The sequence below is a fragment of the Halorussus amylolyticus genome (genome assembly GCF_004143485.2).
Lineage (GTDB): Archaea > Halobacteriota > Halobacteria > Halobacteriales > Haladaptataceae > Halorussus > Halorussus amylolyticus.
In genome coordinates this window covers 325,864-349,334 of sequence record NZ_ML974130.1, presented here as the reverse complement: position 1 = coordinate 349,334, position 23,471 = coordinate 325,864, and the positions used below count along the sequence as shown (strand labels likewise).

The following is a 23,471-nucleotide window of genomic DNA, read 5'->3' as shown; positions in this document are numbered from 1 at the left end:
AGGGCGTGGTGTGCGGTCGCAATGCAATGCGTCGTATCGCATTGCATTGCGATGCTGTGCGGTCTGCGTAGGTACTGGGAGTAGCTAGCTTCGTCGCAGTACGAGCGTCACGATTCGACACGAAAAGACGAAATTACGATTCGAAACGAAAGCACGAACCCTTAACTCCCGGTCTACCAACACCCACCCATGACCGCATTCCCCGAGTTCGAGGTGATTCCCGCCGTGGACATGCAGGACGGCGAAGTCGTTCAGTTGGTTCAAGGCGAGCGCGGCACCGAGAAGACGTACGGCGACCCCGTGGCGGCGGCCGAGCAGTGGGTCAAGCGGGGCGCGGAGACGCTCCATCTCGTGGACTTAGACGGCGCGTTCGAGGGCGAGCGCAAGAACGCCGAGGCGGTGGACGCGATTCTCGACACGGTGGACGTGGACGTGCAGTTAGGCGGCGGGATTCGAACGGCCGAGGACGCCATCGGCCTGCTCTCTCGCGGCGTGGACCGCGTGATTTTGGGAACTGCCGCAATCGAGAACCCCGACATCGTCGCCGAGATATCCGCGGAGTACCCCGAATCGGTGACGGTCAGCCTCGACGCGAAGGACGGCGAAGTCGTCGTCTCGGGGTGGACCGAGGGCACGGGACTCGACCCCGCCGAGGCCGCCGGACGCTACGAGGAACTGGGCGCGGGCGCGATTCTGTTCACCGACGTGGACGTAGAGGGCCGACTCGAAGGCGTCCAGACCGACCCCGTCAAGGCGGTGGTCGAGGCGGTCGATATCCCGGTCATCGCTTCCGGTGGGGTCGCCACGCTCGACGACGTGCGCGCGCTCCGCGAGGCGGGCGCGAGCGCGGTCGTCGTCGGGACCGCGCTCTACGAGGGCGAGTTCACGCTCGAAGAAGCCAAGTCGGTTTAGCGCGAGCGCGCACCGAGCGCCCGGAGCGCCCCGAGTTTCCGGAGCGACTCGAACTTCGCGGCGATACCCCCGCGAGTCGGCCGCTTTTTCGGTCCCGCGAGCAGGTAACCGCAGGCCGCCAGCATCGGCGCGGCGACGACCGCGCTCTCTCCCGGTAGCGCGAGCAGTCCTCCCGTCAGCAGTGCGAGTGCACTCAGCGCATCACGTTTTCTCATGCCGAGCAGTCGTACAACGAATTGATATAAAAACCCCTGTCAGACGCGCGTCACATGACGGAGGACAACGGCCTTGTATCTCCGGGCCAACGCTCGCACATGAGCGACCGAACCGCCGCGGTGACGCGCGAGACGGCCGAGACCGACATCGAGGTCACGCTCGACGTGGACGGCGACGGCGACGCCACCGTCGAGACGGGCGTAGGGTTCTTCGACCACATGCTCGAAAGCTTCGCCAAGCACGGCCTGTTCGACCTGACGGTGCGATGCGACGGCGACCTCGAAATCGACGACCACCACACGGTCGAAGACGTGGCAATCGCGCTCGGCCAAGCCTTCGAGAACGCGCTCGGCGATAAGCGCGGAATCGTGCGCTTCGCGGACCGGAAGGTTCCGCTGGACGAAGCGGTCGCCTCGGTCGTCGTGGACGTGAGCGGACGCCCGCTGTTCGAGTTCGACGGCGAATTTTCCCAGGACAGCGTGGGCGAGATGACGAGCCACATGGCCGGACACTTCTTCCGGTCGCTGGCGATGAACGCGGGCCTGACGCTCCACGTCGGCGTCGAAGGCGAGAACGCCCACCACGAAATCGAGGCGCTGTTCAAGAGCGTGGCGCGGGCGCTGGACGACGCGACGAGGATTGACGATAGGCGGGGCGACGTGGCGAGTACGAAAGGGCAGTTGTAGCGCGTCACTTGATTTTCCATTCCGGCGCGCGCTGGCGCTGGCCCGTGGTTTGGGCCAGCGCCCATGCGTGCGAGGGATGAGCATCGCAACGACCGGAGGGAGTGAGACGCGCAGTCGGTTGGGGAGGGCGTGGCCTGCGGGGGCGGTGCTGTGCGGTCTTCATAGGTACCGGGAGTAGCTATCTCTTTCCATCTTCCGATAACACTCGAACCGATGTGAATGGAGAGCCGAAAATCACAACAACACCACTAAGCCCCTTCCCAACACACTATTTTCAAAATGTTCGACGAAATTATGCGGAAGTTCGAGGGGAGTCCCTCCCAACAAGCGGTAATCCGACTCCTCCTCGAACGCGGGTTCTCGGTCAGCGACGAGGGGCGGGTCGTCTCCGGGAGCATCGAGATTCCGAACACCCAAATCGCCCGCGAAATCGACGTGGACCGCCGGGTCGTAGACTCGACGACGAAGGCCATCCTCGACGACGAACAGCTCCGGCGCATCTTCCAGAACATCTCCTCGATTCCGAGCCTGATGGACCTCGCGCCCGTCCTCGACTTGACCGTCCTCACGGTCGAGGTGACCGACGCCGACGAGTCGGGCATCGTGGCGACCGTGACCGGCTTGCTCGCCGACAGCGGCATCTCGATTCGCCAGACGATAAGCGAGGACCCGGAGTTCACCGACGACCCGCGACTGTATCTGGTGACCGACGACGACATCCCGGGCGACGTGCTGAACGACCTCAAGAATCTCGACTTTGTCCGGAAAATCGAGCTGAAGTGAGTTGTCGGACTACTCGCGCTTCTCGGTGACGACCGTCTCCGACTCGCCCATCGAGTCGTGAGTCACGCTCACTTCGTCGGGAAGCCCACCCGCGAATTCGAACGTGGCTTCGTAGTCGATGTCGGTAATGCACTCGGCGCACACCTCGGTGTCCTCTCGCTCCTCGGTGGCGACGGTTACGTCGAGGATTCCTTCGTCAGGGTCGTAGCTCGTGTCGGCGAGCGTTCCTGTCTGGCAGGCGTCTGACCCCGTAATGGTGCCGGTGACGACCACCGACTCGTCCTCGAAGGAAACGGTGGCCTCGTTCGACCCCTGTCCGCATTCTGAGTCCGTCACCTCGAACGACTCGTCGGCGAGCGTTGGCGAGTCGTCGGTCGTCTGATCGCCCGTTCCGGGATTCGGGTACTGGCCGAGACAGCCGCCGAGCGAGGCCGCTCCGAGGAGCGCGCCGGTTCGCGTCAGGAGTTCGCGTCGGTTCATACTCGACGTAACGGCCCCCTGTTTCATAGGTTTCATGGATGGAAAAATGGGTGTTTGAGTTATCGTGTGGTCCCCTGCCACTCGAAACACAGACCGTAACCCCTATTAGTAGAACCGGCCAAGGAATGATTGAGTCCTGGTAGGGTAGTGGACCATCCTATGGGCTTGCGGAGCCTGTGACCGGAGTTCAAATCTCCGTCAGGACGTTTCTACGCGACGCAACGACGACGAGCGAAGCGAGGAGTCCGCGTCGCGGAAACTCTATCTACGGAGATTTGAGCAGACCAGATGCACGCCCGCGCAACGAAGTGAGCAGGAACATCTGGGCCAGTTCAAATCTCCGTCAGGACGCTACATTTTGCGGCGCTACTCCGTGAGAGGCTTTTATGCCTCTCACACGACTGCGCCGCTTATGCGCCACTACGGAGATTTGAGCAGGCGAGTCGCACGCCCGGAATGGCGCGAAGCGCCACACGCCCGGACCGTCTCGACCAGTTCAAATCTCCGTCAGGACGTTTCTACGCGACGCAACTCCGCGAGAATTCTCTGTGATTCTCGCAACACTGCGTCGCGGAAACTCCAACTACGGAGATTTGAGCAGACGAGTCACACGCCCCGATTCACCACGGCGCGCCGCGGACCTTGGCCAGTTCGCGCCGCACCGCGTGACGGTTCACGAGGAGGAATCCCGCGAGGATGGCGACGAAGCCCAGAAGCGACAGCGCGGACAGGCGCTCGTCGAGGTACCACCAGCCGACCACCGCGGCCACCGGCGGGATGGCGTAGTTGACGAGGTTGACCGCGAACGGGCCGGTCCGCTCCAGCAGGGTGAAGTAGATGCCGTAGGCGAGGGCGCTCCCACCGATTCCGAGGTACGCGATGGCGGCCAGCGACGGCACCGCGGTCGGGGGCACGACGGATTCGCCAGCTATCAGGCTCGCGCCGTGGAGCAGGACCGCTCCGAGCGCCATCGACCAGCCGGTCAGCGAGAGGCTGTCGATGTCGCCGTCGAAGCGCCGGACGAGGACGCTGCCCGAGGAGACGGCCAGAACCGCACAGAAGACCAACAGCGCACCCACCGCGTCGGCTCCCGGATTCGCGGGGTTCGGGCGCGCGACCATGCCGACGCCGAGCAGGCCGAGGCCGACGCCGACGATACTCCGGAAGTCCAGTCCAGCCGTATCGAGCAAGAGCGCGGCGAAGACGGCCGTCATGACCGGGTTCAGGCTGTAGACGACCGCGGCGACTGAGCCGGAGGTGTAGACCTGCCCGAAGAACAGGAAGAAGACGTTGCCGAAGACCAGGAGCGTGCCAGCCGCGACGATACCGAGGACGCCGGACCGGTCCGAGGGGAGCGAGAGCCGATTCAGCGCGGCCAGCGCGAGGAGCGTGACCGCCGCGCCCAGGTCGAAGCGGTAGGCCGCGAACAGCAGCGGGTCGAGCGTTTCGAGACCCACCTCAATGGCCGTGAAACCGCCGCCCCAAAGCAGCGCCAGCGCGGAGAACAGGGCGGCGTCGCGGTAGCGGGACATGATTGGAGTCGCGCCGGGGAGGACTTGAGGCTGTCCGTCTGCGCGCGAGGAGAACGCGTCGGGGTGTGACGGTGTTCCGGTGACGCTGGTCTGTCGCTCGCGTCGGATGTTGTTGCTTCGGAGTGTCCTGCTCGTACTGGGTGCTGTTTCTCCGGAGTGCTCTGCTCGTACCGGATGTGCTGTTTTTCCGTAGTGCTCTGCTCGCACGTCACCTATGAGGACCGCACAGCACCGCGACCGCAGGCCACACCCTCCCCAACCGATTCCCTCGTTCGCGCCTCCGGCGCGTCACTCAGTCATCCCTCGCGCGACTGATGGCGCTCCACGAGGGAGCGCCAGCGCGCGCCGGGTGGATGGCTCGTTGCGAAATCAGCCGGTGAAACAGTCCACCGAGCAACAGCCGGTGGACCAATCCGCGGGGCGGGAATGAAAGGGGCCGGGCGCTCGCGTTCATCTTGGTCGTCTGACCGACCTCTATCCGCGCGGGTGGTGGTCACGCGAGCGAAGTGAGCGTGACCTCGGAAGACGCGGTTTGTCTTCCGGTGCGGAGAGCGCGGATATGTCGGTCAGCGACCGCGAGCGTCCGGGGGCTTTCGAAGACTGCATCGCTGTCGAAGCAGTTTGCTGTTCAGAACGAGTTCCCCGCCAAGAAAACGAGTCCCGAAGAATCTTCCACACAGAAACCAAAGATTCCCCCATGAAACACCATCTCCGGGCGGGAATCGCGGTCTACAACGCCGGGGAGTTCCACGCGGCCCACGACGCGTGGGAGGCGTTCTGGCTCGACCTCGACCCCGGAACCGACGACGAGCGATTCCTCCACGGTCTCATCCAGTTCACGGCGGTGGTCCACCATGCCCACGGCGCGAACTGGGAGGGCGTCCGGGGACTGGCCGAGAGCGCCGCGGGGTACCTCGCCGACCTCCCGGCCGACTACCGCGAGGTGAACGTCGGCGAGGTCCGGGCGTACCTCCGGGCGGTCGCGGCCGACCCGGAACACGTCGAGCGCGCCGCGCCGCCGAAACTGACCCACGAGGGGCGGGCCGTGATGCCCGAAGACCTCCGGTTCGACGCGGCCGCAATCGCGGCCGAAATTATCGCGGAAGAGTACGGCTACGACGAGGAAGTCATCGAACGGGCCGCCGAGTACGCCCGCGCCGACCTCGATTCGGGACGGGCGTCCAGCGAGTTCGTGACCTTCGTGATGGACTTCGCTCGGGATGCGCCGAATCGCGGGATTATCTTCCAGCGACTCCGCCAGCACGTCGAGAAGCGACGCCACCGCGAGGAGGACGTGGACGGACTGTTCGAGTGAGGCGGGGAGTCGGAGTTACTCGTCGGAAAATTCCGCGGAGTTGTCTTCGGGGTCGTACCCCAGTACTTCCTTCGCGCGCTCGATGGAGTAGTACTTCCGGTCATTGTCCGAGATGCCGTAGACGATTTCGAAGTCGTAGTCGGCCTGCAGGCATCTGTCGAACAGGTGGGCACAGTCCCGATGCGAGAGCCACATCGCCTGTCCGCGCTCGTAGTCGCGCGGCGGGTGGCCCTTGGTGAGGTTTCCGATGCGGACACAGACCACGCTCAGGTCGTGGTGGTCGTGGTAGTACCGCCCGAGGACTTCGCCGCTGGCCTTGCTCACGCCGTAGAGGTTGCTCGGTCGCGGGAGTTCGGTGCCGTCGAGTCGGAAGTCGTCGTGGGGGCGATAGAGGTCGGGCGTGCGCTCGTCGGTCTCGTAGGCTCCGACCGCGTGATTCGAGGAGGCGAACGCGAACTTCTCGACGCCCTCGTCGGCGGCGGCCGCCAGGAGCTTCTGGGTGCCGTCGATGTTGTTGGCCAAGACGCTGTTCCACGGGGCCTCCGGCCGGGGGTCGCCCGCGAGGTGGATAATCGCGCTCACGCCCTCGACCGCTTCGCGGACGGCCTCCTCGTCGGTGATGTCGGCGACGACGAACTCGTGGGAAGTGTCGCGAGTCGGCGGGTCGCGGTCGAGCAGTCGCCACTCGTATTCGTCGGAGAGGTCCGAGAGGATGGCCTGCCCGACGCGGCCCTCCGCGCCCGTCAGCAGGACTGGGTCGTCCATTCAAGCGGAGGGACGGATGGGGGCGATAAGTAAGGTGCGATTCATAGTGAGTGCTGTGACTCTTTCCCACCAGATAGTCACATATCGGCGGGTTCACCCCCTCGATACCCCGAAAATTCCGGAGGTGCTGACAATAATCACAGCAATCACTATCACGCCGACTGGTCGCGGCCCGCGAGACGCGGTAGCACCTTCTCGCGCAGGAGGGTCGCGCCGAACGCGAGCGCGACGACGCCGACGTAGGCGTACCACGCCGCGAGGAGTTGGTCCCCCCCGAGCAACTGCTGGAGGCCGTTGTACTCTGCGGCGACACCGAGCGCGGAAAGTGCGAGCGTTCCCGCGACGTACAGCAGTGTCGCGAGGAGTTCGGCTCCGAGGTCGAGTAACGCTTCGTTCATCAGTTCCGCGAAGGAGTTCGCGTCATATGGTCCTTTCGCGTGGGTCAGATGTAGGAACACTTTTCGGGTGCCGAAACGGACCACGGCGGTATGGGTCGATACGGAGCCGTAAATTACGAACGGTGGGCGAAAATGGGATTCCTGATGAGTCTGGCGGTACTCGCGGTCGGCGCGGGCGGCGAACTCGCCGCGTCGGCGATGCACCTCTCGCTTCCGGCGTGGGAGCACACGCTGTTCTTCGAGATGGAGGTTTTCGGCACGCTCGGCATCCTGCTGTTCCCGCTGGTGTTCGGCGTCGTGCTACCGCTGACCGAGTAGCGGAGCGGAGATGAGAGACGAAAGACGAGAGAGAAGAGACGAGAGAGAAAGCGCGGACTCAGGCGAGTCGCGCGAACGCGAGGTTCCCGCTGATGTTCTTGATGTAAATCTGCACCACGTCGCCCTCCTGTGCGCCGGGGACGAAGATGGTGTACTTGCCCTTCTCGGCCACGCCGTCGCCTTTGCGGCCGGTGCCCGTAATCTTGACCTCGTAGGTGGCACCCTCCTCGACCGCCTCGCGGTTCTGATTCTTCGAGGTGGTCGAACGCTTGGTGACGGGACGGAACGCACCGCAGGCGTCACACCGGAGCATCAGATTCCGGTTCTCGCGGACGAGTCGGGTGTCGGGCAGACCGCACTCCGAACAGAGGACGAACTCCTCGACGTAGCTTTCGAGCGCGGCGTCGAAGTCCGCACCGGTGAACGTCCCGTTGTATCGGGCGCGTCCGTCCTCCAGTTTGCCGTTCGTACCGAGTTCGCGCTGGAGCGCGCTGTGGATGTGTTCGGTGTCCCGGCCGAGCGCGTCGGCGATGTCGCTCAGGTTCGTGAGTCGGGTGAACGCGCCGTCCTTCTGGGCGGTCGCGTCGGGGTAGCTGAATCGCTCGTCGTGGCCCTCGAAATCCGGGACCTTGTCCATCGCGCGGTCGAGGCTTGCTCCATAGTCCATACGCCAAGAAGGTATCCGAGACGGATAGGTATTCCGTGTCGTCTCGGCGCGGAGCGTTCGAGGCGAAAGCACAGTCACTTATTTCCCCGAAGTCGTCGTGGCGAGTATGAACCCCACCGACCGAGACGCCGCCTGTTTCGAGGCGGGAATCAAGTTCGGCGCGCTCTACCACCAGTTCGCTGGCACGCCCGTCAGTCCCGAGAGCGCGGCGAGCCTCGAAACCGCAATCGAGGAGTCCATCGAGAATCAGCCGTTCTGCGAGGACGTGCGAGTCGAGATTCTGACCGAGAAACTCGACGCCGAAATCGACGACGCGTCCGCCGGGAGCTACACCGAACTCACCGGTCGGTTCATGGAGGTCGAAATCGCGGTCGAACACGAGGGCGTCGAAGTCCACACGCGGATGGAGATGGAGGATGGCTACCCCCTGATGAAAATCGAGTCGGTCGAAGAGTAACGCGGCGAGGCCGCCCGCTTCGCGTCCTTCGCTCGCCGCTTACATCTCCGAGAGGTACGCGGTGAGGTCGGTCGCCGAGAGCATCCCCACGACGTTGTCGTCGGCGTCCACGACCGGGACGTGCTGGAAGCCGCGTTCGAGCATCACGTCGGCGACGTCGGCGATGGAGTCGTTCGCCGTCGTCGTCACCACGTCGGTCGTCATGTACGTCGCGACCGTCGCGTCGGCGGCCCACCGCTGCTCGGCCGCGACGTGAACGAAGTCGGTCGCGGTGAGGATGCCTTCGAGTCGGCCCTCCTCGACGACGACCACCGAACCGATGTCGTGGTCGAGCATCGTCTCTGCAGCCACGTGCGCGGGCGTGTCGGGCGTGACCGTTCGAACCGGCGAAGACATGAGTCGTCCGACGAAAATGTCGTCCATAGCGTTCACGTCCCGCTCATCGGGCATAAGGATTTGTGTTCGTTCAAAGGTGATGCCGGATGCGATTTTTCTCGGCGCGGGTCGTTGGTTTCGATTTCGCTCGACTCGACCGCGATGCGTCCGGTGGTTTCACTTTCGGTTTCGGGCGTGGTTTTAAAAGGAATGGGGTCGAAACCGAACGTATGAGCCAATCGACACTCGACGAGGACGAACTGTTCGGCGAGGCGGCCACCGAAGTTCGGGACGATGTCGAATCGAGTCTCGCGGACGCCGCGGCCGCGCTCCCCGACGCCGACGACATCTGGAGCGTGGACGCCGACAACACCCTCGGCGCGCTCAACGCGCTCCGGTCGGCGCTCGACACCGGCGACGCCGAGGACCACCTCCGAGACGCCAAGAAGTGGTACACGATGGGCGAGCGCGCCGACGCCTTCGACGACGCCGAGGACCTTCAGGACGAAATCGAGCGCATCGAAGGAGCCGTCGAGGACGTGGCCGACGCGAAAGAGCAGGTGGGTGACCTGACGAGCACGATTCCGGGCCTGAAGAACGCGCTGGAGGAACTGCACTCCGAAGATGAACAAGCGGAAGCAGACGAGGGCGACGAAGATGAGGACGAAGAGGAGGCCGAAGCAGCCGAAGCGTGAGGCCGGGGTTTGATTGAGACGGTCGGATTTGACGGCGGTTCTCGTGCTACCGGAGCGTCTTGCTCGCGTTCTCTCGATTGGTGGCGGGTTCGTCTCGTTCTCGCTGTCAGTCGGGCGTTCTCGCTCGTATCGTAATGAGGTGTCCGTACCCTGTTGTATCGTAATGAGGCGTCCTCACTCGGTTGTATCGTCAACAAAGCGCCCTCACTCACTTATTTCGTCAACAAGGCGTCCTCATTCACTTATTTCGTCAACAAGGCGTCCTCATTCACTTATTTCGTCAACAAGGCGTCCTCACTCACTTATTTCGTCAACAAAGCGTCCTGCTCGCACGTCACCTATGAAGACCGCACAGCACCGCGACCGCAGGCCTCACGCCTCCCCAACCGACTGCGTTTCTCAGTCAGTCGCTCCCTTCGGTCGCTCCTTCCCTGCGATACTCATCCCTCGCACGATTTGGCGCGCCACGAGGGCGCGCCAGCGCGCGCCGACCGCCGAGAGTGAAAATGTTGGGAACAAACCCCGGACGACTCACTTGTGCGGCGGCCTGCTCACGTCGCGCTCCTCGACCGTGGCGAGGAGTTTCGCCAGCGCCGCACCCGCGAGTTCGAGCAGTCGCTCGCCCCGGTCGGCGTCGCCCTCTTCGGGGTCGCCGACGACGCCGTTCTCGGTGAACTCCGCCGAGTCGAACGCGAGATTCGCGTGGCTAACCCACTCGCCCCATCCCTCGCTGGCTCCCTCGCGTGCCTCCTCGATTCGGCCCTCTCTCACTAATTCGGGCGCGACGGCCCGGAGGAGCGCGGTTTCGAGCGGCCCGCCGTGACCCATGTCGTCTGCGTGTTCGCCCACCGCTTCGAACCACGTGAACGGGACGGCGTAGGCGTCGTCGTGGCGGGTGATGGTGCCCGCGACTTCCCGGAGCGCCGCGACGTTCCCGCCGTGGCCGTTGACGATGACCACCCGGTCCCAGCCGTGGGACGCGAGGCTCTGGACCGTCTCGCGGACGTAGCTCCGAAACGTCTCGTCGCTGACCCACAGCGTTCCGGTGAACTGGCGGTGTTCCTCGGCGACTCCGATTGGAATCGCGGGCGCGACGACCACTTCGCCAGTGTGTGACTCTGCACCCGCCTCCGCGACCGCCTCGGCAGTCAGCGCGTCAGTTCCGAGCGGTGCGTGGGGACCGTGCTGTTCGGTGCTCCCGACCGGCAGAATCGCGAGGTCCGTCGCCGCGGCGTCGGCGTCGGTCCACGTCGCGTCGAAGAGGTCCATGCTCTCCGAAAAGGCGAGCGCGGACTTGTAGCCCCCGGATTCGGTCCAGATTCGGTAGGGGCCACCGGCCTTATTCGGATTCGTGGCGTACCTCGGTCCATGAGTGAATCCGGCGACGACAGCCGCGAACTTGGTCTCGAACTCGGCGACCTCGAAGACGAACTCCAGAGCGAGGAGTATCCCGTCTCGGCCGACGAACTCCTCGACCGATACGGCGACCACGAAGTCGAGATGTCGGGCGGGTCCGAATCGTTCCGAGAGGTACTCGTGACCGGCGGCGACGAGGAGTTCGAGTCGGCCGACGAGGTGAAACAGACCATCCTGAACCGGGTGAGTAGCGAGGCGGTGGGTCGGCAAGGCTACTCCGACCGTGGACCGAACACCGAGGGAAGCGAGAACGACGAGGCGCTGTAGCGCCGAAGTCGTCGCTTCGGGATTCGGACTTCCGGGAGCCGAAACCCTAACGACCCGGCCCGCGAACCGCCGATATGGTTCGCATCCTCTCCGACGGCGAAGTGGCCGACTGTCTCTCGCTCGACGACCTTCTGCCGGTCGTCCGCGACGCGTTCGTCAAACAGGGCCGGGGCGAAGTCGAGCGTCCGGAACGCCCGCACTTCCCGGTCGGTGCGGGATTCGGGAGTTCCGACCCGAAGGGGACCGGTCTGGTGATGCCCGCGTACCTCCACGGTTTGGCCCACTACGCGACGAAGTTGGCGAGCGTCCACGAGGGCAACGCCGAGCGCGGCCTGCCGACCGTCAACGCCCAAATCGCGCTGACAGAGGCCGACACGGGCCTTCCCGCGGCCTACATGGCGGGGACCAGAGTCACCAGCGCTCGAACGGGGTGTATCGGCGGCCTCGCGGCCGCCGAACTCGCAGCGGACCCGGAGGCGGTCACGCTCGGAATCCTCGGCGCGGGCACGCAGGCGCGCTGGCAAGCGCGCGCAATCGCGGCCGCGACCGGCCTCGAATCGGTCCGAGTATTCTCGCCGAGCGATTCGAAATACGAGTGCGCCGACGACCTCCGGGCGGAGCTCGGCGTACCGGTGGAAGCCGTCGAGTCGTCCGAGGACGCCGTCTCGGGCGCGAGCGTCGTCGTGACCGCGACGACCGCGACCAGTCCGGTGTTCCCCGGCACAGCACTCGATACCGGAACGCTCGTGGTGGCGGTCGGGGCCTACGCCGCGGAGATGCGCGAACTCGACACCGAGACGTTCGAGCGCGCCAGCGGGATTTTCGCCGACGTGCCCGAAGAGGTCGCGGAAATCGGGGACGCGCTGGAGGCAGGGCTCGACGCCGACGATTTCGCCCCGCTCTCGGACGTGTTCGAGGGCCGGGCGGGTCGGGAAGGTGAGGACGAAATCATCGTGGTCGAGAGCGTCGGGACCGCGGTACTCGACGCCGCGACAGCGGGATACGTCTTCGAGGAGGCCGAGGAGAAGGGAATCGGGACGGACGTGGCGCTGTAGGTGGTGTGACGGTTATTTGCTCTCGGAAGTTCCTGAAGCGTCGGGCGACCCGGCGGTCGGTTCGACCTCCGGTTCCTCGTCGATGACGGTCTCCTTCCACGTCCCTCGGGTGAACCAGAGCGCGGCCGCGATTGCGCCGAGGACGTTGCCGAGCGCCATCCCGACCCAGATGCCGGTCGGTCCCCAGTCGGCGACGAACGCGAGGTAGTACACCGTCGGAACGCGGCCGAGCCAGAGTGCGACCATCGAGAACATCATCGCGGTCTTGGTGTTGCCCGCGCCGCGGTACGCGCCGAGCATCACCTGGAGGACTGCCATGAAGCCGAACTCGACCGACCGGATGCGGAGGTACTCCGCGCCGTACTCGACCGTCTGGGCCGCGGCGTCGGTGCCGGTCGCCATGAACACCGCGACGATTGGTTCGGGGAACAGAGCGGCGATAACTGCGACTCCGACCATCACGCTCGCGCCGACCTTGGTGGCAATCCACACCGCACGCTCGGCCCGGTCGGACTTTTGCGCGCCGAGGTTCTGGCCGACCATCGTGTTCGTCGCTCGGCCGAGACCCATCGCCGGGAGGAAGACGAGCGACGCGAGTCGGTTGCCCAGTCCGTACGCCGAGACGACCGGCGGCGCGAACTGGACGACCATCGCGGTCAGCGTTATCATGGCGAGCGCGCTCATCGACTGTTCGAGCGTCGAGGGGACGCCGATGCGGACGATGTCCCAGATGTAGCTGAAGTCGGGGACGAGGTAGCCGACCTGTACGTCCGGACCGGCGCGCGCGACGAACAAGATGTAGAATCCGAGCAAACTGGCGACCCCTCGCGAGAAGATGGTCGCCAGCGCCGCGCCCTCGATTCCCATCGCCGGGAACGGACCCCACCCGAAGATGAGGAACGGGTCGAGGACGACGTTGAGCGCGACGCTCACGAGCATCACGCGCATCGGCGTCCGGGTGTTGCCGTAGCCCCGCATCAGCGACGAGAACACGAAGAAGCCGAACAGGAACGGGAGTCCGAGGAAGAACACCTCCATGTAGTCGGCGGCGAGCGGAATTATCTGGGCGGTGGTCTGGCCCTGGCTCGGGAGCGCCGCGAGCATCGGCTCGGTGGCGACGTAGCCGATTGCGCTCAGGAGGAGCGCCAGAATCGTGACGAACATCAGAATCTGGCCCGCGACCTTTCCGGCGGAGCCTTCGCTCTCCGCGCCGGTGTACTGGGCGACCAGGATGCTCCCGGCGGTGGTGAACCCGCCCGCGATGGAGATGAGGAGGAAGATGAGCGGGAACGCGAGGCTAATCGCACCGACCGCGTCGGCAGACAGCCGCCCGAGCCAGAACGTGTCCGCGATGTTGTACGTGACTTGGAGGAGCTGAATGACCACGATGGGCCACGCCAACCGGAACATCGGTCGGACTAACCCGCCTTCGGTTATCGAGTCGTTCGAGGTTGCGGGGTCCATTGTATTTCGGAACGAAAGTTGCGGATTTGAAAGTTGTGGGTTGTGCGTCGGACGGTTCGAAATCGGTTGGAGGGCGAATCGTCAGCGTCAGTTCTGTATTCATGTCGTCCGTAAATCAATTTTCGAGATGCGGTATCGAGTGACACGACGGCGGAGAGACGGCGGGCGCCCGATAATTCGACCGAGATATTATCTGTATAAGTTATAGATTGGCGTGCTATACTCTATCTCAATAACTTAATATAGTTATAGGTCCTCTAAAGAAGTAGGAAGTTTTGCCAATGACGACACAACCAACTGCGACTACCACACCGAACTCGTTCGAAAGCACCATCGGCGGTTACACCGTCCGCACCCGCGCTCACAGTCTGAGCGCGTGGTTCGTCCTCGCGCTTCGCCTCATGATGGGGTGGGCCTTCGCATACTCCGGATTCACGAAAATCGTCGGTCCCGAACCGTTCAGCGCTGGGGGCTATCTCACCAACGTCGCGGCGACGAACGGCAACCCCCTCGCAGAAGTGTTCGCGTGGATGGGCCAGACCGCGTGGTTCGTGGAGTTCGCGAACGTCGCGGTCCCGTGGGGCGAATTGTTCATCGGCCTCGGCCTGCTCGTCGGCGCAGTCGTTCGCCTCGCGGCGTTCTTCGGCGCGCTCATGATGCTCATGTTCTACTTCGGCAACTGGGACATGGCCCACGGCTTCATCAACGGCGACTTCGCGTACATGCTCGTGTTCCTCGCGGTCGCGGCGTTCGGCGCGGGTCGCATCCTCGGTCTCGACCAGTACGTCGAACAGTACGAAGTTGGCGGCGTTCCGCTCGTCGAGAGATACCCCGTGTTGGACTATCTCCTCGGGTAAGCGACTGTTTTCGCTCTGAAACCGTACTCGCGACAAAAAGCGGGCGGCATGGGATTTGAACCCACGACCTTTTGGTCCGGAACCAAACGTTCTGTCCGCTGAACTAGCCGCCCTCACACGGAGGTACTCGACTCGCGGGCTTAACGATTGTGAAACACGCAAGTCCTCAGCGTGCGGCCAATCTCTTCAGTTGAATCTGTGTCGCCTCTCAACAGACGGTACCGATAGGAGCAAATTTCACGGCGAGATAGCTCTCGCTCGCGAACACCGAGCCGCTCGGATGCGGCGCGGTCGCTCGCCGGGAAGTAGTGTCCGTAAAAACGCGTTCATTCCGCCGTCAGGCGGGTTGCGCGCAGTTTAAAGTCGCGTGACGTTAGTCGCGCGGGGGCCCTTGGGGGCCTGTTCGATATCGAATTCGATTTCCGTTCCCTCTTCGAGGTCGGGGCCGCCAACGTCCTCCATGTGGAAGAATACGTCGTCGTCCGCGTCGTCCGTCGAGATGAAACCGTAGCCGCCAGTGTCGTTGAAGAAGTCAACGTTTCCTTCTGCCATTGCGAATAGACGAATGGCCGTTACACGGATAAGACTTTGGAAGTAGGTCCAGCAAATAATCGGATTTATGGACGAATATCGAGGAGAATCGAATTAGAATGGTCAAGTGAATCGGATTCGGAACCTTTCCGAAGCATTCTGTCGCCATTTCACGGCTTTCCGTCCTATCCCCTCCGTATCTCCAATTCGTAAATCGGGGCTCGGAAGACGAGCGACGCGAGAATTCGCGTCGCTCGTCGCGTTGCACCGTCAAAAGTGGGTTCGGGCGGATTCGAACCGGGGCCAGACGTGCTCACTCCGTTGCGCGCGACTGGCAGGGTTCGAATCCGCCCTCACGAGCCTCGATTACCGCTCGTGAAATGGCGAGCAGATAAACTGCTCGCCGACGTACTCGCGGAAAATTCAGTGGGTTCGGGCGGATTCGAACCACCGACTTCGGCCTTGTAAAGGCCGCGTCATAACCAACTAGACCACGAACCCGTGTCCGAACCAAGCGTCTCGCCGGAAATAACTGTTACTTTCTCATCCGCCTTTCGTAACCACTACCACACCCGCCCGCGACCGTTCTCGCATGGACGAACACGTGGAGGCGCTCGCCGAGCAGGACGGCTGGCAGGCCGAGGGGTTCGCGGCCCGCATCCACTATCAAGGCGGCGGCGACCACTACAGCATCGAGTACTACGCGCCGAGCGAGTGCGTCGTCTACTGGAAGGTGAAAGGCGACGGCGAGGTCGCGGTTCCGGTCGGTCGAAACACGGTCCCGGACCCGCTCCGCGACCGGATTCGACAGGACTTGGCGGCGGCGGAGGTGGACCCCGAAATCGAGAGTCGAACGCTGTGAGTAAATTTCGTGTTCCTTGTTAGCGAATCAACAACACTGCTAAGAGCGTCGTCTCCTTCAGTTTCGAACCCCTATGGACGGATATCGGCGAAAGTATTTCGATTCGAAGGAAAGACTTTCAAGAGCTGACCTTTTTCAGATTGATAATGGATATCACTGACGAAGACGACCCGTTCGAGGAACAACGGGAGAACGCCGAGAATCCGATGAAGCGGCTGTTCCTCGAATACGGGTCCGAGAACAAATTCGCGTTCGTCACCGGTATCGTGGCGAGCATCTTCGCGCGGGTGTTGAATCTGTTGCCGCCCATCATCCTCGGTGTCGCCATCGACGCGCTCTTCGCCGAGGGGGAGGGAGTCGCGTACGCGGTGGCGCTCGCGGGTCAGATACCGCTCCTCGGCGCAGGTACGGCGGCCCAGTTCGTCCCCGCCGGAACGACCGACCAGTTCTGGTTCTCGGTCGGGATTATCGGTGCAGCGTTCGGCTTCGGCGCGGCGTTCCACTGGGCGCGAAACTGGGGCTGGAACTCGTTCGCCCAGAACATCCAGCACTCGGTCCGGACCGACACCTACGACAAGATGCAGCGGCTGAACATGAACTTCTTCGCCGACAAGCAGACCGGCGAGATGATGTCCATCCTCTCGAACGACGTGAACCGCCTCGAACGGTTCCTCAACGACGGGATGAACTCCGGGTTCCGACTCGGCGTGATGGTGGCCGCCATCGCCGCGGTCCTCTTCTCTATCAACTGGCAGCTCGCGTTCGTCTCGTTGGTCCCGGTGCCGCTCATCGCCCTCTTCACGTACAAATTCATCCAGATTATTCAGCCGAAGTACGCCGACGTTCGCTCGACGGTCGGCAAGGTGAACTCCCGGCTGGAGAACAACCTCGGCGGGATTCAGGTCATCAAGACGAGCAACACCGAGTCCTACGAGTCCGACCGCGTCGAGGACGTGTCGAACGAGTACTTCGGCGCGAACTGGGGTGCGATTATCACGCGAATCAAGTTCTTCCCGTCGCTCCAGATACTCTCGGGTCTCGGGTTCGCGCTGACGTTCATCGTCGGCGGCCTGTGGGTGTTCAACGGCGAAGCGCCGTGGGTTTTCACCGGCGACCTCAGCCGCGGCGAGTTCGTCACGTTCATCCTGCTGACCCAGCGGTTCATCTGGCCGATGGCGCAGTTCGGGTCCATCATCAACATGTACCAGCGCGCGTACGCGTCCAGCGCCCGCATCTTCGGACTGATGGACGAACCGAGCCGAATCACCGAGGACCCCGACGCCGAGGAACTGATGGTCGATGACGGCGAAGTCGTCTACGACGACGTGACCTTCGGCTACGACGAGGAGGAGACCATCGTGGACGACATCAGTTTCGAAGTCGAAGGCGGCGACACGCTCGCACTGGTCGGTCCCACCGGCGCGGGCAAGTCCACCGTCCTCAAGCTCCTGTTGCGGATGTACGACGTGAACGAGGGCGCGATTCGCATCGACGGCACCGACCTCCGGGACGTGAGCCTGCCGAGTCTGCGTCAGTCCATCGGCTACGTCAGCCAGGACACGTTCATGTTCTACGGCACGGTCGCCGAGAACATCGCGTACGGCGCGTTCGACGCCGACCACGACGAAATCGTGGAAGCCGCGAAGGCGGCGGAGGCCCACGACTTCATCGAGAATCTGCCGGAGGGCTACGACACCGAGGTCGGTGAGCGCGGCGTGAAACTCTCGGGCGGTCAGCGCCAGCGCATCTCCATCGCGCGGGCGGTCCTCAAGGACCCCGACATCCTCGTCCTCGACGAGGCGACCAGCGACGTGGACACCGAGACCGAGATGCTCATCCAGCGGAGCCTCGACGACCTCACCGCCGACCGGACCACGTTCGCCATCGCCCACCGCCTCTCGACCATCAAGGACGCCGACCAAATTGTCGTCCTCGAAGGCGGCCAAATCGTCGAGCGAGGCACCCACGACGACCTCCTCGGCGAGGACGGTCTCTACGCCCACCTCTGGGGCGTCCAGGCCGGAGAGATAGACGAACTCCCCGAGGAGTTCATCGAGCGCGCGACTCGCCGGACGGCCAGAACCGACGCGACCGACGACTGACCGCAGTCCGTCTGCCGCCGCGGCGTCCCCCGCTGTCGCGGGCGACTCGGCGACTCGCAATTCGGTGACTCGGTGACGAGGCGACGGGGCGATTACCGACCCCGGCGGAACCCCTGACCGCTCTTGTCGCGCTGGAGGTCGCGCTGACGGTCCCACTGTCGGTCCGTCCGTCGCTCGTACTCGCGCTGGGCGCGTTCGCGCTCGCTCGCGCGCCGCCGACTCGAACTCCCTTCGAACGTCCCGCCGTACAGCGGGGGTTGCTGGTCATCGCTCGTTTCGGATTCGTCGCTCGTCTCGGGCTCGTCGCGGGGTTCCGACGGCTCCCGCATCGGCTGGGTCCGCTTCGGCGGCGAGGAGTCGGCGGTCCGCTCCTCGACGGACGGGTCGCGTCCGCCGGAACGCTTCGGTTGCCCCGGCGGTCGCTCGGACGGCCGATTCGCACTCGTTCGGGTTTCGGCCGTCCGAGTCGGCGGTTTGGAGCCGTACCGTCGCCCGGCCTGCTGTCCCCCTGCGTAGTCGTTCGACCCGTACCGACGACCGAACGACGGGCGCTCCGAGAGTCTGGCCATCGACTGCTGGGCCGTCTCACCGCGCGTCCCTCTGCGAGTGCCGTCGTCGCGGCCGCCGTTTCGGTACGTCCAGTCGGTCGGCCTTTCGGGGGTGTCCGGGTCGCTCGGTGCGGTTCGGTCCTCGCGGGTCTCGTCGTCGGAATCGTCAGTCGCCATGGTTCTCCGCAAAGATTGACCGATTCGGCGGATAAACTGAGCCGACCGTTCAGACAGTTCGCCCGTGCTCGCGGGGGTTCAACGCGGCGTTACGCGGGGGCGACCGGCGGGGCCTCACGCGATACAGACCGGCAGAGTCTCACGCGGTGCCGACCGGCACCTCGCTCGGCGGAGTCCGGAGAAACGTCAGCCCGTAGGCGTCGAGCCACGACAACACGGCCCGAACGGCCTCCGGGTCGGCGACCCGGAAGGGCGCGTCGGTCGCGGGGTCGTCGCCGACCTTGACACCGAGCCCGCCGTCGTCGAGGACGCCGAACGCCGCCTCGTCGGTGGTGTCGTCGCCGACGTAGACGGGGAGCCAGCGTTCGTCCTCGGGGACGAGTTCGTCGGCGAGCCATCGGACCGCTTCGCCCTTGTCCCACTCGACCGCGGGCCGGAGTTCGAGCACGTCCTTGCCGGTCGTCAGGCGGACCTCGTCGTGGTCCGCCGCGAGCGTCTCGACCGCACGTTCGACCGCGGGCACGTCCCCGTCGGCGACGAGTCGGTAGTGGACCGTCGCGGTGACCCCCTTGTTCTCGACGATGACGCCATCGACACCGGCCAGTCGTCGGGAGAGGCCGTCGCAGAGAATTCCGATGGTGTCCTCGACCGCCCGCGCTTTCGGGTGGACGACGTACTCGTCGTCGGTCCGAAGTTCGAGACCGTGATTGCCCGCGTAGGACGCGTCGGGCACCGCCACGCGCTCGCGCACGTCGCCGAGCGCCCGGCCGCTGACGACCGCGACTTCCGCGTCGGGGGCGGCGGCGAGCGATTCGACCACCTCGCGGGTCGCGTCGGGCAGGGTCGCCTCGTCGGGCCTGCGTTCGATGGCGGCGAGCGTCCCGTCGAAGTCGAGCGCGACCAGCAGGCCGTCGTGAGCGAGTAGCGCCTCGACCAGCACGTGGAGGTGGTCGCGTATCGGCGGCGGGGCCGCCGCGTCGGCGTTCGAACGTCGGTTCTCGGGCGATTCTCGGGGTGCGGACGGGTCTCGGGTCGCGGCCGACTCGTTCCCGTTCATCGCTCGGGTCCAGCACGGGTGACACTCTGGCCGCGCTCGATTGCGGCCGCGGTTTCGAAGGTCGATTCGAGCCACGCGTACACGTCCTCGGCGTGGACCGCGCGCTGGAGGTCGGTCATCCGTCGGTGGCGCTCGGTCGCCGACAGCGAGAGCGCCTCGGCGATGGCGTCGGCGGTCCCCGCGGTGTCGTGGGGGTGGACCAGCACCGACTCGTCGCCGAGTTGGTCGGCCGCGCCGACGAGTTCGCTCAGGACCAGCACGCCGGGGTCGCGGGTCTGAGCCGCGACGTACTCCTTGGCGACGAGGTTCATGCCGTCGCGGACCGGCGTGACCAGCGCGAGGTCGGCCTCCCGGTAGAGCGCGGCGAGACCCGGCTTGGGGAGGTGTTCGGTCAGCGACACCACCGGCGTCCAGTGGTCGGTCCCGAAGCGGTCGTTGACTCGCTCGATGGCATCGGCGACGCGTTTCTGAAGCGCCTGATACTCCGGGATGTCGCTCCGGCTCTCGATGCTCTTCTGGACGTAGGTGAACGTCCCGCGCCGTTCCGGATTGTCGGCCCAGAAGCGTTCGAGCGCGTCGAGGCGCTGCTCGATGCCCTTGGTGTAGTCGAGGCGCTCGACGCCGAGCGCGAATCTGGTGTCGGGGTCGATGTCGTACTCCACGCAGAACGCTTCCCAGAAGTCGTCGGCCGCCTCGCTATCGGCGAGTTCGGCCTGTCGGGCGGCGTCGATGCCGAGGGGGAGCACCCGGACGAACGTCCGATTGCCGCGATATTCGACGCTCCTGCTCGCGCGGTCCACGCGGGCGTCGGTCGCGGCCTCGACCGAGTCGAGGAAGTTCCGGCAGTACCCGTCGGTGTGAAAGCCGAGCAGGTCGTTCGCCAGCAGGCCGTCGAGCAGGCTCTCGTACTGCGGGCAGGCGTGAAACGCGTCCCACGACGGCCACGGGATGTGCCAGAAGTGCGCGAGGAACGCCTCCGGGCGTTCCTCGCGCACGCGCCGGGGCGCGAGCGCGAGGTGGTAATCCTGAAACCAGATTACCGGGCCGTCGGTAGTGCCGTTCCGGTCGTCCGTGTCGCGCCGGTCTGCGGGACCGCGGCCGTCGGCCGCGGTCCCGCGTCGGTCGCTCCCGGTCGCGTCGAGTATCGCGTCGGCGAAGTCGGCGTTCGTCTCGCGGTACGCCCGCCAGAACGACTCCTTCGGGCGCATCTTCGCGGTGTCGAGGTGGCATATCGGCCAGAGGACCTGATTGCTGTACCCGGCGTAGTAGCCCTCGACCTGTGAGTCTTCGAGCCACACCCGGCGGAGGTCGTAGGAGGGGTCCTCGGGCGGGACCGTCACGGTGCCGTCCGAATCGACCGCTTCGCGGTCGGCGTCGCCGTCGCCCCACGCGACCCACGTTCCCTCGACGGCCTGCATCACGGGGTCGAGCGCCGCGGTGAGACCGCCCGCCGGGCGGTCCACCACGACGTCGCCGTCCTCGCGGCGGTGGCTGTACGGTTCGCGGTTCGAGACGACGACGAGTTCGCGGCCCTCACAGACCGCGGCGACGGTCTCGGCGGCGGATTCGGCTGTCGCCCCTGTCGTGTTCGAAGTCATTTTGAGCTGGGTTTCGCCGACGACGCACGCGTCGTCGGCGAGTTCGCTATCGGACGTTTGCGGAGTCGGGCGCATAACCCAGTCGTCCGTTCAGAACCGTTCGAAAAGCCGAACGATTCGACTCAGAGAGTACGACGACCCTACGCCGCGGTAACGGCGGCTTTCCCCGGACCCGGACGTTTCGGCCGGGGTCGTGCCGACGAATTCCACCGGGTCGGGGGGGGGGGGGGGGGGGGGGGGGCGGGGGGGGGGGGGGGGGGGGGGGAGGGGGGGGGGGGGGAGGGGGGGGGGGCGTCCGTGGTTCCGCGGGGGGGCGGGCGGTGGTGGGGCGGGCCCCGACCCGGTTGGCGGGCGACTGTCCGAAAGCGAACGTGGCACTTCTGCGACGAATCCGCCGTCCAATCGGCCGACAAAGTAACGGTTAACACGCGACCCCCCCGAAAGACACCCATGCAAGTCTCTGTCGTGGGTGGCGGCATCATCGGACTCGCGAGCGCCTACTACCTCGCCGAGCGCGGGGCCGACGTGACGCTGTACGAGCGCGGGTCGCTCGGCAGCGGAAGCACCGAGCGGTCGGCGGGCGGCATCCGAGCCCAGTTCTCGACGCCGGTCAACGTCGAACTCTCGCTCGCCAGCATGGAGGTCTGGGACACGTTCGAAGAGGATTTCGACACCGACATCGCGTACCGGCGGGCGGGCTACCTGTTTCTGGCCCGCGACCACGCGACTGCCGCCCAGTTCGAGGACAACGTCGCGATGCAGAACGACCGCGGCGTGCCCAGCAGGCTTCTCGACCCCGAGGAAGCCACCGAACACTGCCCGGAACTCCACGCCGAGAAGTTCGTGGCCGCGACCTACTCGCCGACCGACGGCTTCGCCGACCCCCACCTCGCGCTACAGGGGTTCGCCACCGCGGCCCACGAGGCGGGCGTCGAGGTCCGAACCAAGACCCCCGTGACCGACATCCATCGCGAGGGCGACGGGGAGGGGCGGGTGACCGGACTGACCGCGGACGGCGAGCGCGAGGAGACCGACTACGTCGTCAACGCCGCCGGGCCGTGGGCGGGCAAGGTCGCCGAGATGGCCGGAGTGACTCTCCCGGTCGCGCCCAAGCGCAGGCAGATGCTCGTCGTGGACCCCGAGACGCCGGTTCCCGAGAACGTGCCCTTGACAATCGACCTCGACACCGGGACGCACTTCCGACCCGAACGCGAGGGCGCGGCGCTGGTCGGCGGTCACTTCGACGGTCCGGACCCCGACGCCGACCCGGACGCGTTCAGTGAGAAGCAGGACCTTGATTGGGCGGTCGAAGCCATCGAACGCGCCGCCGACTGCGCGGGCTACTTCGGCCCCGACTCGCGAATCAAGCGCGGGTGGGCCGGACTGTACGCGGTCACGCCCGACCACCACCCGATTCTGGAGGAAACGGTTCCGGGGCTCGTCAACAACATCGGCTTCTCGGGCCACGGCTTCCAGCACGCGCCCGCCACGGGCCGAATCGTCACGGAGCTGATTTTCGACGGCGAGGCGTCGCTGGTCGATATCTCGTCGCTCGGGAGCGACCGCTTCGAGGACGGCGACCTGCTGGAAGAGCGGAACGTGGCGTGAGACGACCGAACGCGCTGTCGCGCACCCGAACGTCGCCTAACGCGCTCGCACGCCGGTCGCTCGCGACCGGCGTGCGAGCGCGAAAGTCCGAAAATTGGACGCCAATCAGGCCGTCGCCTGATAGCCCGCGTCCTCGACAGCGGCCACGAGGTCGGCGTCGGGGGCGTCGCCCTCGATGGTCACGGTGTCGGTCTCGTTGTCGGCTTCGGCGTCGGTCACGCCCGGAACGTCCCGGAGCGCGTTCTCGACTGTCTCCTCACAGCCGCCACAGCTCATGCCTTCGACGGTAATCTGTCGCGTCATGTCTCCCTCTTAGGTCTCGTGCCTTTT

At 65.1% G+C, this 23,471-nt stretch carries 27 protein-coding genes and 3 tRNA genes; 14 read left to right on the top strand and 16 right to left on the bottom strand.

Annotated elements, in window-relative coordinates:
• Positions 1 to 189 precede the first annotated feature (189 nt).
• A complete protein-coding gene (gene hisA / locus EKH81_RS01810) occupies positions 190 to 912 on the top strand; it encodes a 1-(5-phosphoribosyl)-5-[(5-phosphoribosylamino)methylideneamino]imidazole-4-carboxamide isomerase (protein WP_132058042.1) in 723 nt (240 codons plus the stop codon).
• Here hisA and EKH81_RS01805 read toward each other — a convergent pair.
• A complete protein-coding gene (locus tag EKH81_RS01805; protein ID WP_132058043.1) occupies positions 909 to 1,127 on the bottom strand; it encodes a hypothetical protein in 219 nt (72 codons plus the stop codon). The genes hisA and EKH81_RS01805 overlap by 4 nt on opposite strands.
• A 99-nt stretch (positions 1,128 to 1,226) precedes the next feature.
• On the opposite strand from EKH81_RS01805, the gene hisB reads away from it, so the two are divergent.
• Positions 1,227 to 1,814, top strand: coding sequence for an imidazoleglycerol-phosphate dehydratase HisB (hisB, locus tag EKH81_RS01800; protein ID WP_132058044.1), 588 nt, complete (start codon positions 1,227 to 1,229; stop codon positions 1,812 to 1,814).
• Between the two features lie 279 nt (positions 1,815 to 2,093).
• On the top strand, positions 2,094 to 2,597 hold the full coding sequence (locus tag EKH81_RS01795; protein WP_132058045.1) for a TrpY family transcription regulator: 504 nt from the start codon (positions 2,094 to 2,096) through the stop codon (positions 2,595 to 2,597).
• A gap of 9 nt (positions 2,598 to 2,606) precedes the next feature.
• On the opposite strand, the gene EKH81_RS01790 is transcribed toward EKH81_RS01795, so the two are convergent.
• Entirely contained in the window at positions 2,607 to 3,077 is a 471-nt protein-coding gene (locus EKH81_RS01790; RefSeq protein ID WP_132058046.1) for a hypothetical protein, read from the bottom strand.
• A 133-nt stretch (positions 3,078 to 3,210) separates the two neighbouring features.
• Here EKH81_RS01790 and EKH81_RS01785 point away from each other — a divergent pair.
• Positions 3,211 to 3,283, top strand: a tRNA-Arg gene (locus EKH81_RS01785).
• 414 nt (positions 3,284 to 3,697) lie between these two features.
• On the opposite strand, the gene EKH81_RS01780 is transcribed toward EKH81_RS01785, so the two are convergent.
• Positions 3,698 to 4,609, bottom strand: a complete 912-nt coding sequence (locus EKH81_RS01780) for a DMT family transporter (RefSeq protein WP_132058047.1) — start codon at positions 4,607 to 4,609, stop codon at positions 3,698 to 3,700.
• Between the two features lie 697 nt (positions 4,610 to 5,306).
• Between EKH81_RS01780 and EKH81_RS01775 the strand changes: the two genes are divergently transcribed.
• Positions 5,307 to 5,924, top strand: coding sequence for a DUF309 domain-containing protein (locus EKH81_RS01775; protein ID WP_132058048.1), 618 nt, complete (start codon positions 5,307 to 5,309; stop codon positions 5,922 to 5,924).
• A 15-nt stretch (positions 5,925 to 5,939) separates the two neighbouring features.
• On the opposite strand, the gene azf is transcribed toward EKH81_RS01775, so the two are convergent.
• Positions 5,940 to 6,689 (bottom strand): NAD-dependent glucose-6-phosphate dehydrogenase Azf, encoded by a 750-nt coding sequence (gene azf, locus EKH81_RS01770; RefSeq protein ID WP_132058049.1) that lies wholly within the window; start codon positions 6,687 to 6,689, stop codon positions 5,940 to 5,942.
• Between the two features lie 152 nt (positions 6,690 to 6,841).
• Entirely contained in the window at positions 6,842 to 7,087 is a 246-nt protein-coding gene (locus EKH81_RS01765; protein ID WP_132058050.1) for a DUF8151 family protein, read from the bottom strand.
• A gap of 90 nt (positions 7,088 to 7,177) precedes the next feature.
• Here EKH81_RS01765 and EKH81_RS01760 point away from each other — a divergent pair, with 90 nt between their 5' ends.
• On the top strand, positions 7,178 to 7,405 hold the full coding sequence (locus EKH81_RS01760; protein WP_132058051.1) for a DUF7860 family protein: 228 nt from the start codon (positions 7,178 to 7,180) through the stop codon (positions 7,403 to 7,405).
• A 58-nt stretch (positions 7,406 to 7,463) separates the two neighbouring features.
• Here the strand turns inward: EKH81_RS01760 and EKH81_RS01755 are convergent, their stop codons facing one another.
• Positions 7,464 to 8,072: a translation initiation factor IF-2 subunit beta gene (locus EKH81_RS01755; protein ID WP_132058052.1), complete on the bottom strand. Its 609-nt coding sequence runs from the start codon at positions 8,070 to 8,072 to the stop codon at positions 7,464 to 7,466.
• Between the two features lie 106 nt (positions 8,073 to 8,178).
• Between EKH81_RS01755 and EKH81_RS01750 the strand changes: the two genes are divergently transcribed.
• Positions 8,179 to 8,529 (top strand): dihydroneopterin aldolase family protein, encoded by a 351-nt coding sequence (locus tag EKH81_RS01750; protein WP_132058053.1) that lies wholly within the window; start codon positions 8,179 to 8,181, stop codon positions 8,527 to 8,529.
• A 39-nt stretch (positions 8,530 to 8,568) separates the two neighbouring features.
• Here EKH81_RS01750 and EKH81_RS01745 read toward each other — a convergent pair whose 3' ends face one another.
• A complete protein-coding gene (locus tag EKH81_RS01745; RefSeq protein ID WP_132058054.1) occupies positions 8,569 to 8,952 on the bottom strand; it encodes a CBS domain-containing protein in 384 nt (127 codons plus the stop codon).
• A gap of 182 nt (positions 8,953 to 9,134) precedes the next feature.
• Here EKH81_RS01745 and EKH81_RS01740 point away from each other — a divergent pair, with 182 nt between their 5' ends.
• The gene (locus EKH81_RS01740; RefSeq protein WP_132058055.1) at positions 9,135 to 9,599 is read left to right on the top strand and encodes a DUF5790 family protein; all 465 of its coding nucleotides are present in this window, start codon (positions 9,135 to 9,137) and stop codon (positions 9,597 to 9,599) included.
• A gap of 531 nt (positions 9,600 to 10,130) precedes the next feature.
• Here EKH81_RS01740 and EKH81_RS01735 read toward each other — a convergent pair.
• Positions 10,131 to 10,868: a creatininase family protein gene (locus tag EKH81_RS01735; protein ID WP_132058056.1), complete on the bottom strand. Its 738-nt coding sequence runs from the start codon at positions 10,866 to 10,868 to the stop codon at positions 10,131 to 10,133.
• Positions 10,869 to 10,967: 99 nt separating this feature from the next.
• Here EKH81_RS01735 and EKH81_RS01730 point away from each other — a divergent pair, with 99 nt between their 5' ends.
• Together EKH81_RS01730 and EKH81_RS01725 are read left to right on the top strand one after the other, a co-directional pair.
• A complete protein-coding gene (locus tag EKH81_RS01730) occupies positions 10,968 to 11,282 on the top strand; it encodes a DUF5789 family protein (RefSeq protein ID WP_132058057.1) in 315 nt (104 codons plus the stop codon).
• A 74-nt stretch (positions 11,283 to 11,356) separates the two neighbouring features.
• Complete coding sequence (locus EKH81_RS01725) at positions 11,357 to 12,337, top strand: ornithine cyclodeaminase family protein (RefSeq protein WP_132058058.1); 981 nt, start codon at positions 11,357 to 11,359, stop codon at positions 12,335 to 12,337.
• A 12-nt stretch (positions 12,338 to 12,349) separates the two neighbouring features.
• On the opposite strand, the gene EKH81_RS01720 is transcribed toward EKH81_RS01725, so the two are convergent.
• On the bottom strand, positions 12,350 to 13,801 hold the full coding sequence (locus EKH81_RS01720; protein WP_303646698.1) for an MATE family efflux transporter: 1,452 nt from the start codon (positions 13,799 to 13,801) through the stop codon (positions 12,350 to 12,352).
• 281 nt (positions 13,802 to 14,082) lie between these two features.
• Here EKH81_RS01720 and EKH81_RS01715 point away from each other — a divergent pair, with 281 nt between their 5' ends.
• Complete coding sequence (locus EKH81_RS01715; protein ID WP_132058059.1) at positions 14,083 to 14,658, top strand: DoxX family protein; 576 nt, start codon at positions 14,083 to 14,085, stop codon at positions 14,656 to 14,658.
• 40 nt (positions 14,659 to 14,698) lie between these two features.
• Here the strand turns inward: EKH81_RS01715 and EKH81_RS01710 are convergent.
• From EKH81_RS01710 to EKH81_RS01700, 3 genes are all read right to left on the bottom strand, one after another.
• Positions 14,699 to 14,771: transfer RNA gene (locus tag EKH81_RS01710), tRNA-Arg, on the bottom strand.
• A gap of 244 nt (positions 14,772 to 15,015) precedes the next feature.
• The gene (locus EKH81_RS01705) at positions 15,016 to 15,210 is read right to left on the bottom strand and encodes a cold-shock protein (protein WP_132058060.1); all 195 of its coding nucleotides are present in this window, start codon (positions 15,208 to 15,210) and stop codon (positions 15,016 to 15,018) included.
• A 406-nt stretch (positions 15,211 to 15,616) separates the two neighbouring features.
• A tRNA-Val gene (locus tag EKH81_RS01700) sits at positions 15,617 to 15,690 on the bottom strand.
• 91 nt (positions 15,691 to 15,781) lie between these two features.
• Between EKH81_RS01700 and EKH81_RS01695 the strand changes: the two genes are divergently transcribed.
• Positions 15,782 to 16,051, top strand: a complete 270-nt coding sequence (locus tag EKH81_RS01695) for a DUF7538 family protein (RefSeq protein ID WP_132058061.1) — start codon at positions 15,782 to 15,784, stop codon at positions 16,049 to 16,051.
• A 146-nt stretch (positions 16,052 to 16,197) separates the two neighbouring features.
• Positions 16,198 to 18,153 carry an ABC transporter ATP-binding protein gene (locus tag EKH81_RS01690; RefSeq protein WP_162224340.1) on the top strand — a complete coding sequence of 652 codons (1,956 nt, stop codon included), beginning with the start codon at positions 16,198 to 16,200 and terminating at the stop codon, positions 18,151 to 18,153.
• A gap of 92 nt (positions 18,154 to 18,245) precedes the next feature.
• Here EKH81_RS01690 and EKH81_RS01685 read toward each other — a convergent pair whose 3' ends face one another.
• From EKH81_RS01685 to EKH81_RS01675, 3 genes are all read right to left on the bottom strand, one after another.
• A complete protein-coding gene (locus EKH81_RS01685; protein WP_132058063.1) occupies positions 18,246 to 18,878 on the bottom strand; it encodes a hypothetical protein in 633 nt (210 codons plus the stop codon).
• A 139-nt stretch (positions 18,879 to 19,017) separates the two neighbouring features.
• A complete protein-coding gene (gene otsB, locus EKH81_RS01680; protein WP_132058064.1) occupies positions 19,018 to 19,935 on the bottom strand; it encodes a trehalose-phosphatase in 918 nt (305 codons plus the stop codon).
• Positions 19,932 to 21,608 carry an alpha,alpha-trehalose-phosphate synthase (UDP-forming) gene (locus tag EKH81_RS01675; protein WP_238392095.1) on the bottom strand — a complete coding sequence of 559 codons (1,677 nt, stop codon included), beginning with the start codon at positions 21,606 to 21,608 and terminating at the stop codon, positions 19,932 to 19,934. Before EKH81_RS01675 ends, otsB begins: the two co-directional genes overlap by 4 nt.
• 375 nt (positions 21,609 to 21,983) lie before the next feature.
• Between EKH81_RS01675 and EKH81_RS01670 the strand changes: the two genes are divergently transcribed.
• A complete protein-coding gene (locus EKH81_RS01670; protein WP_132058065.1) occupies positions 21,984 to 23,141 on the top strand; it encodes an NAD(P)/FAD-dependent oxidoreductase in 1,158 nt (385 codons plus the stop codon).
• Positions 23,142 to 23,246: 105 nt separating this feature from the next.
• Here the strand turns inward: EKH81_RS01670 and EKH81_RS01665 are convergent, their stop codons facing one another.
• A complete protein-coding gene (locus EKH81_RS01665; RefSeq protein ID WP_132058066.1) occupies positions 23,247 to 23,444 on the bottom strand; it encodes a heavy-metal-associated domain-containing protein in 198 nt (65 codons plus the stop codon).
• Positions 23,445 to 23,471: the final 27 nt, after the last annotated feature.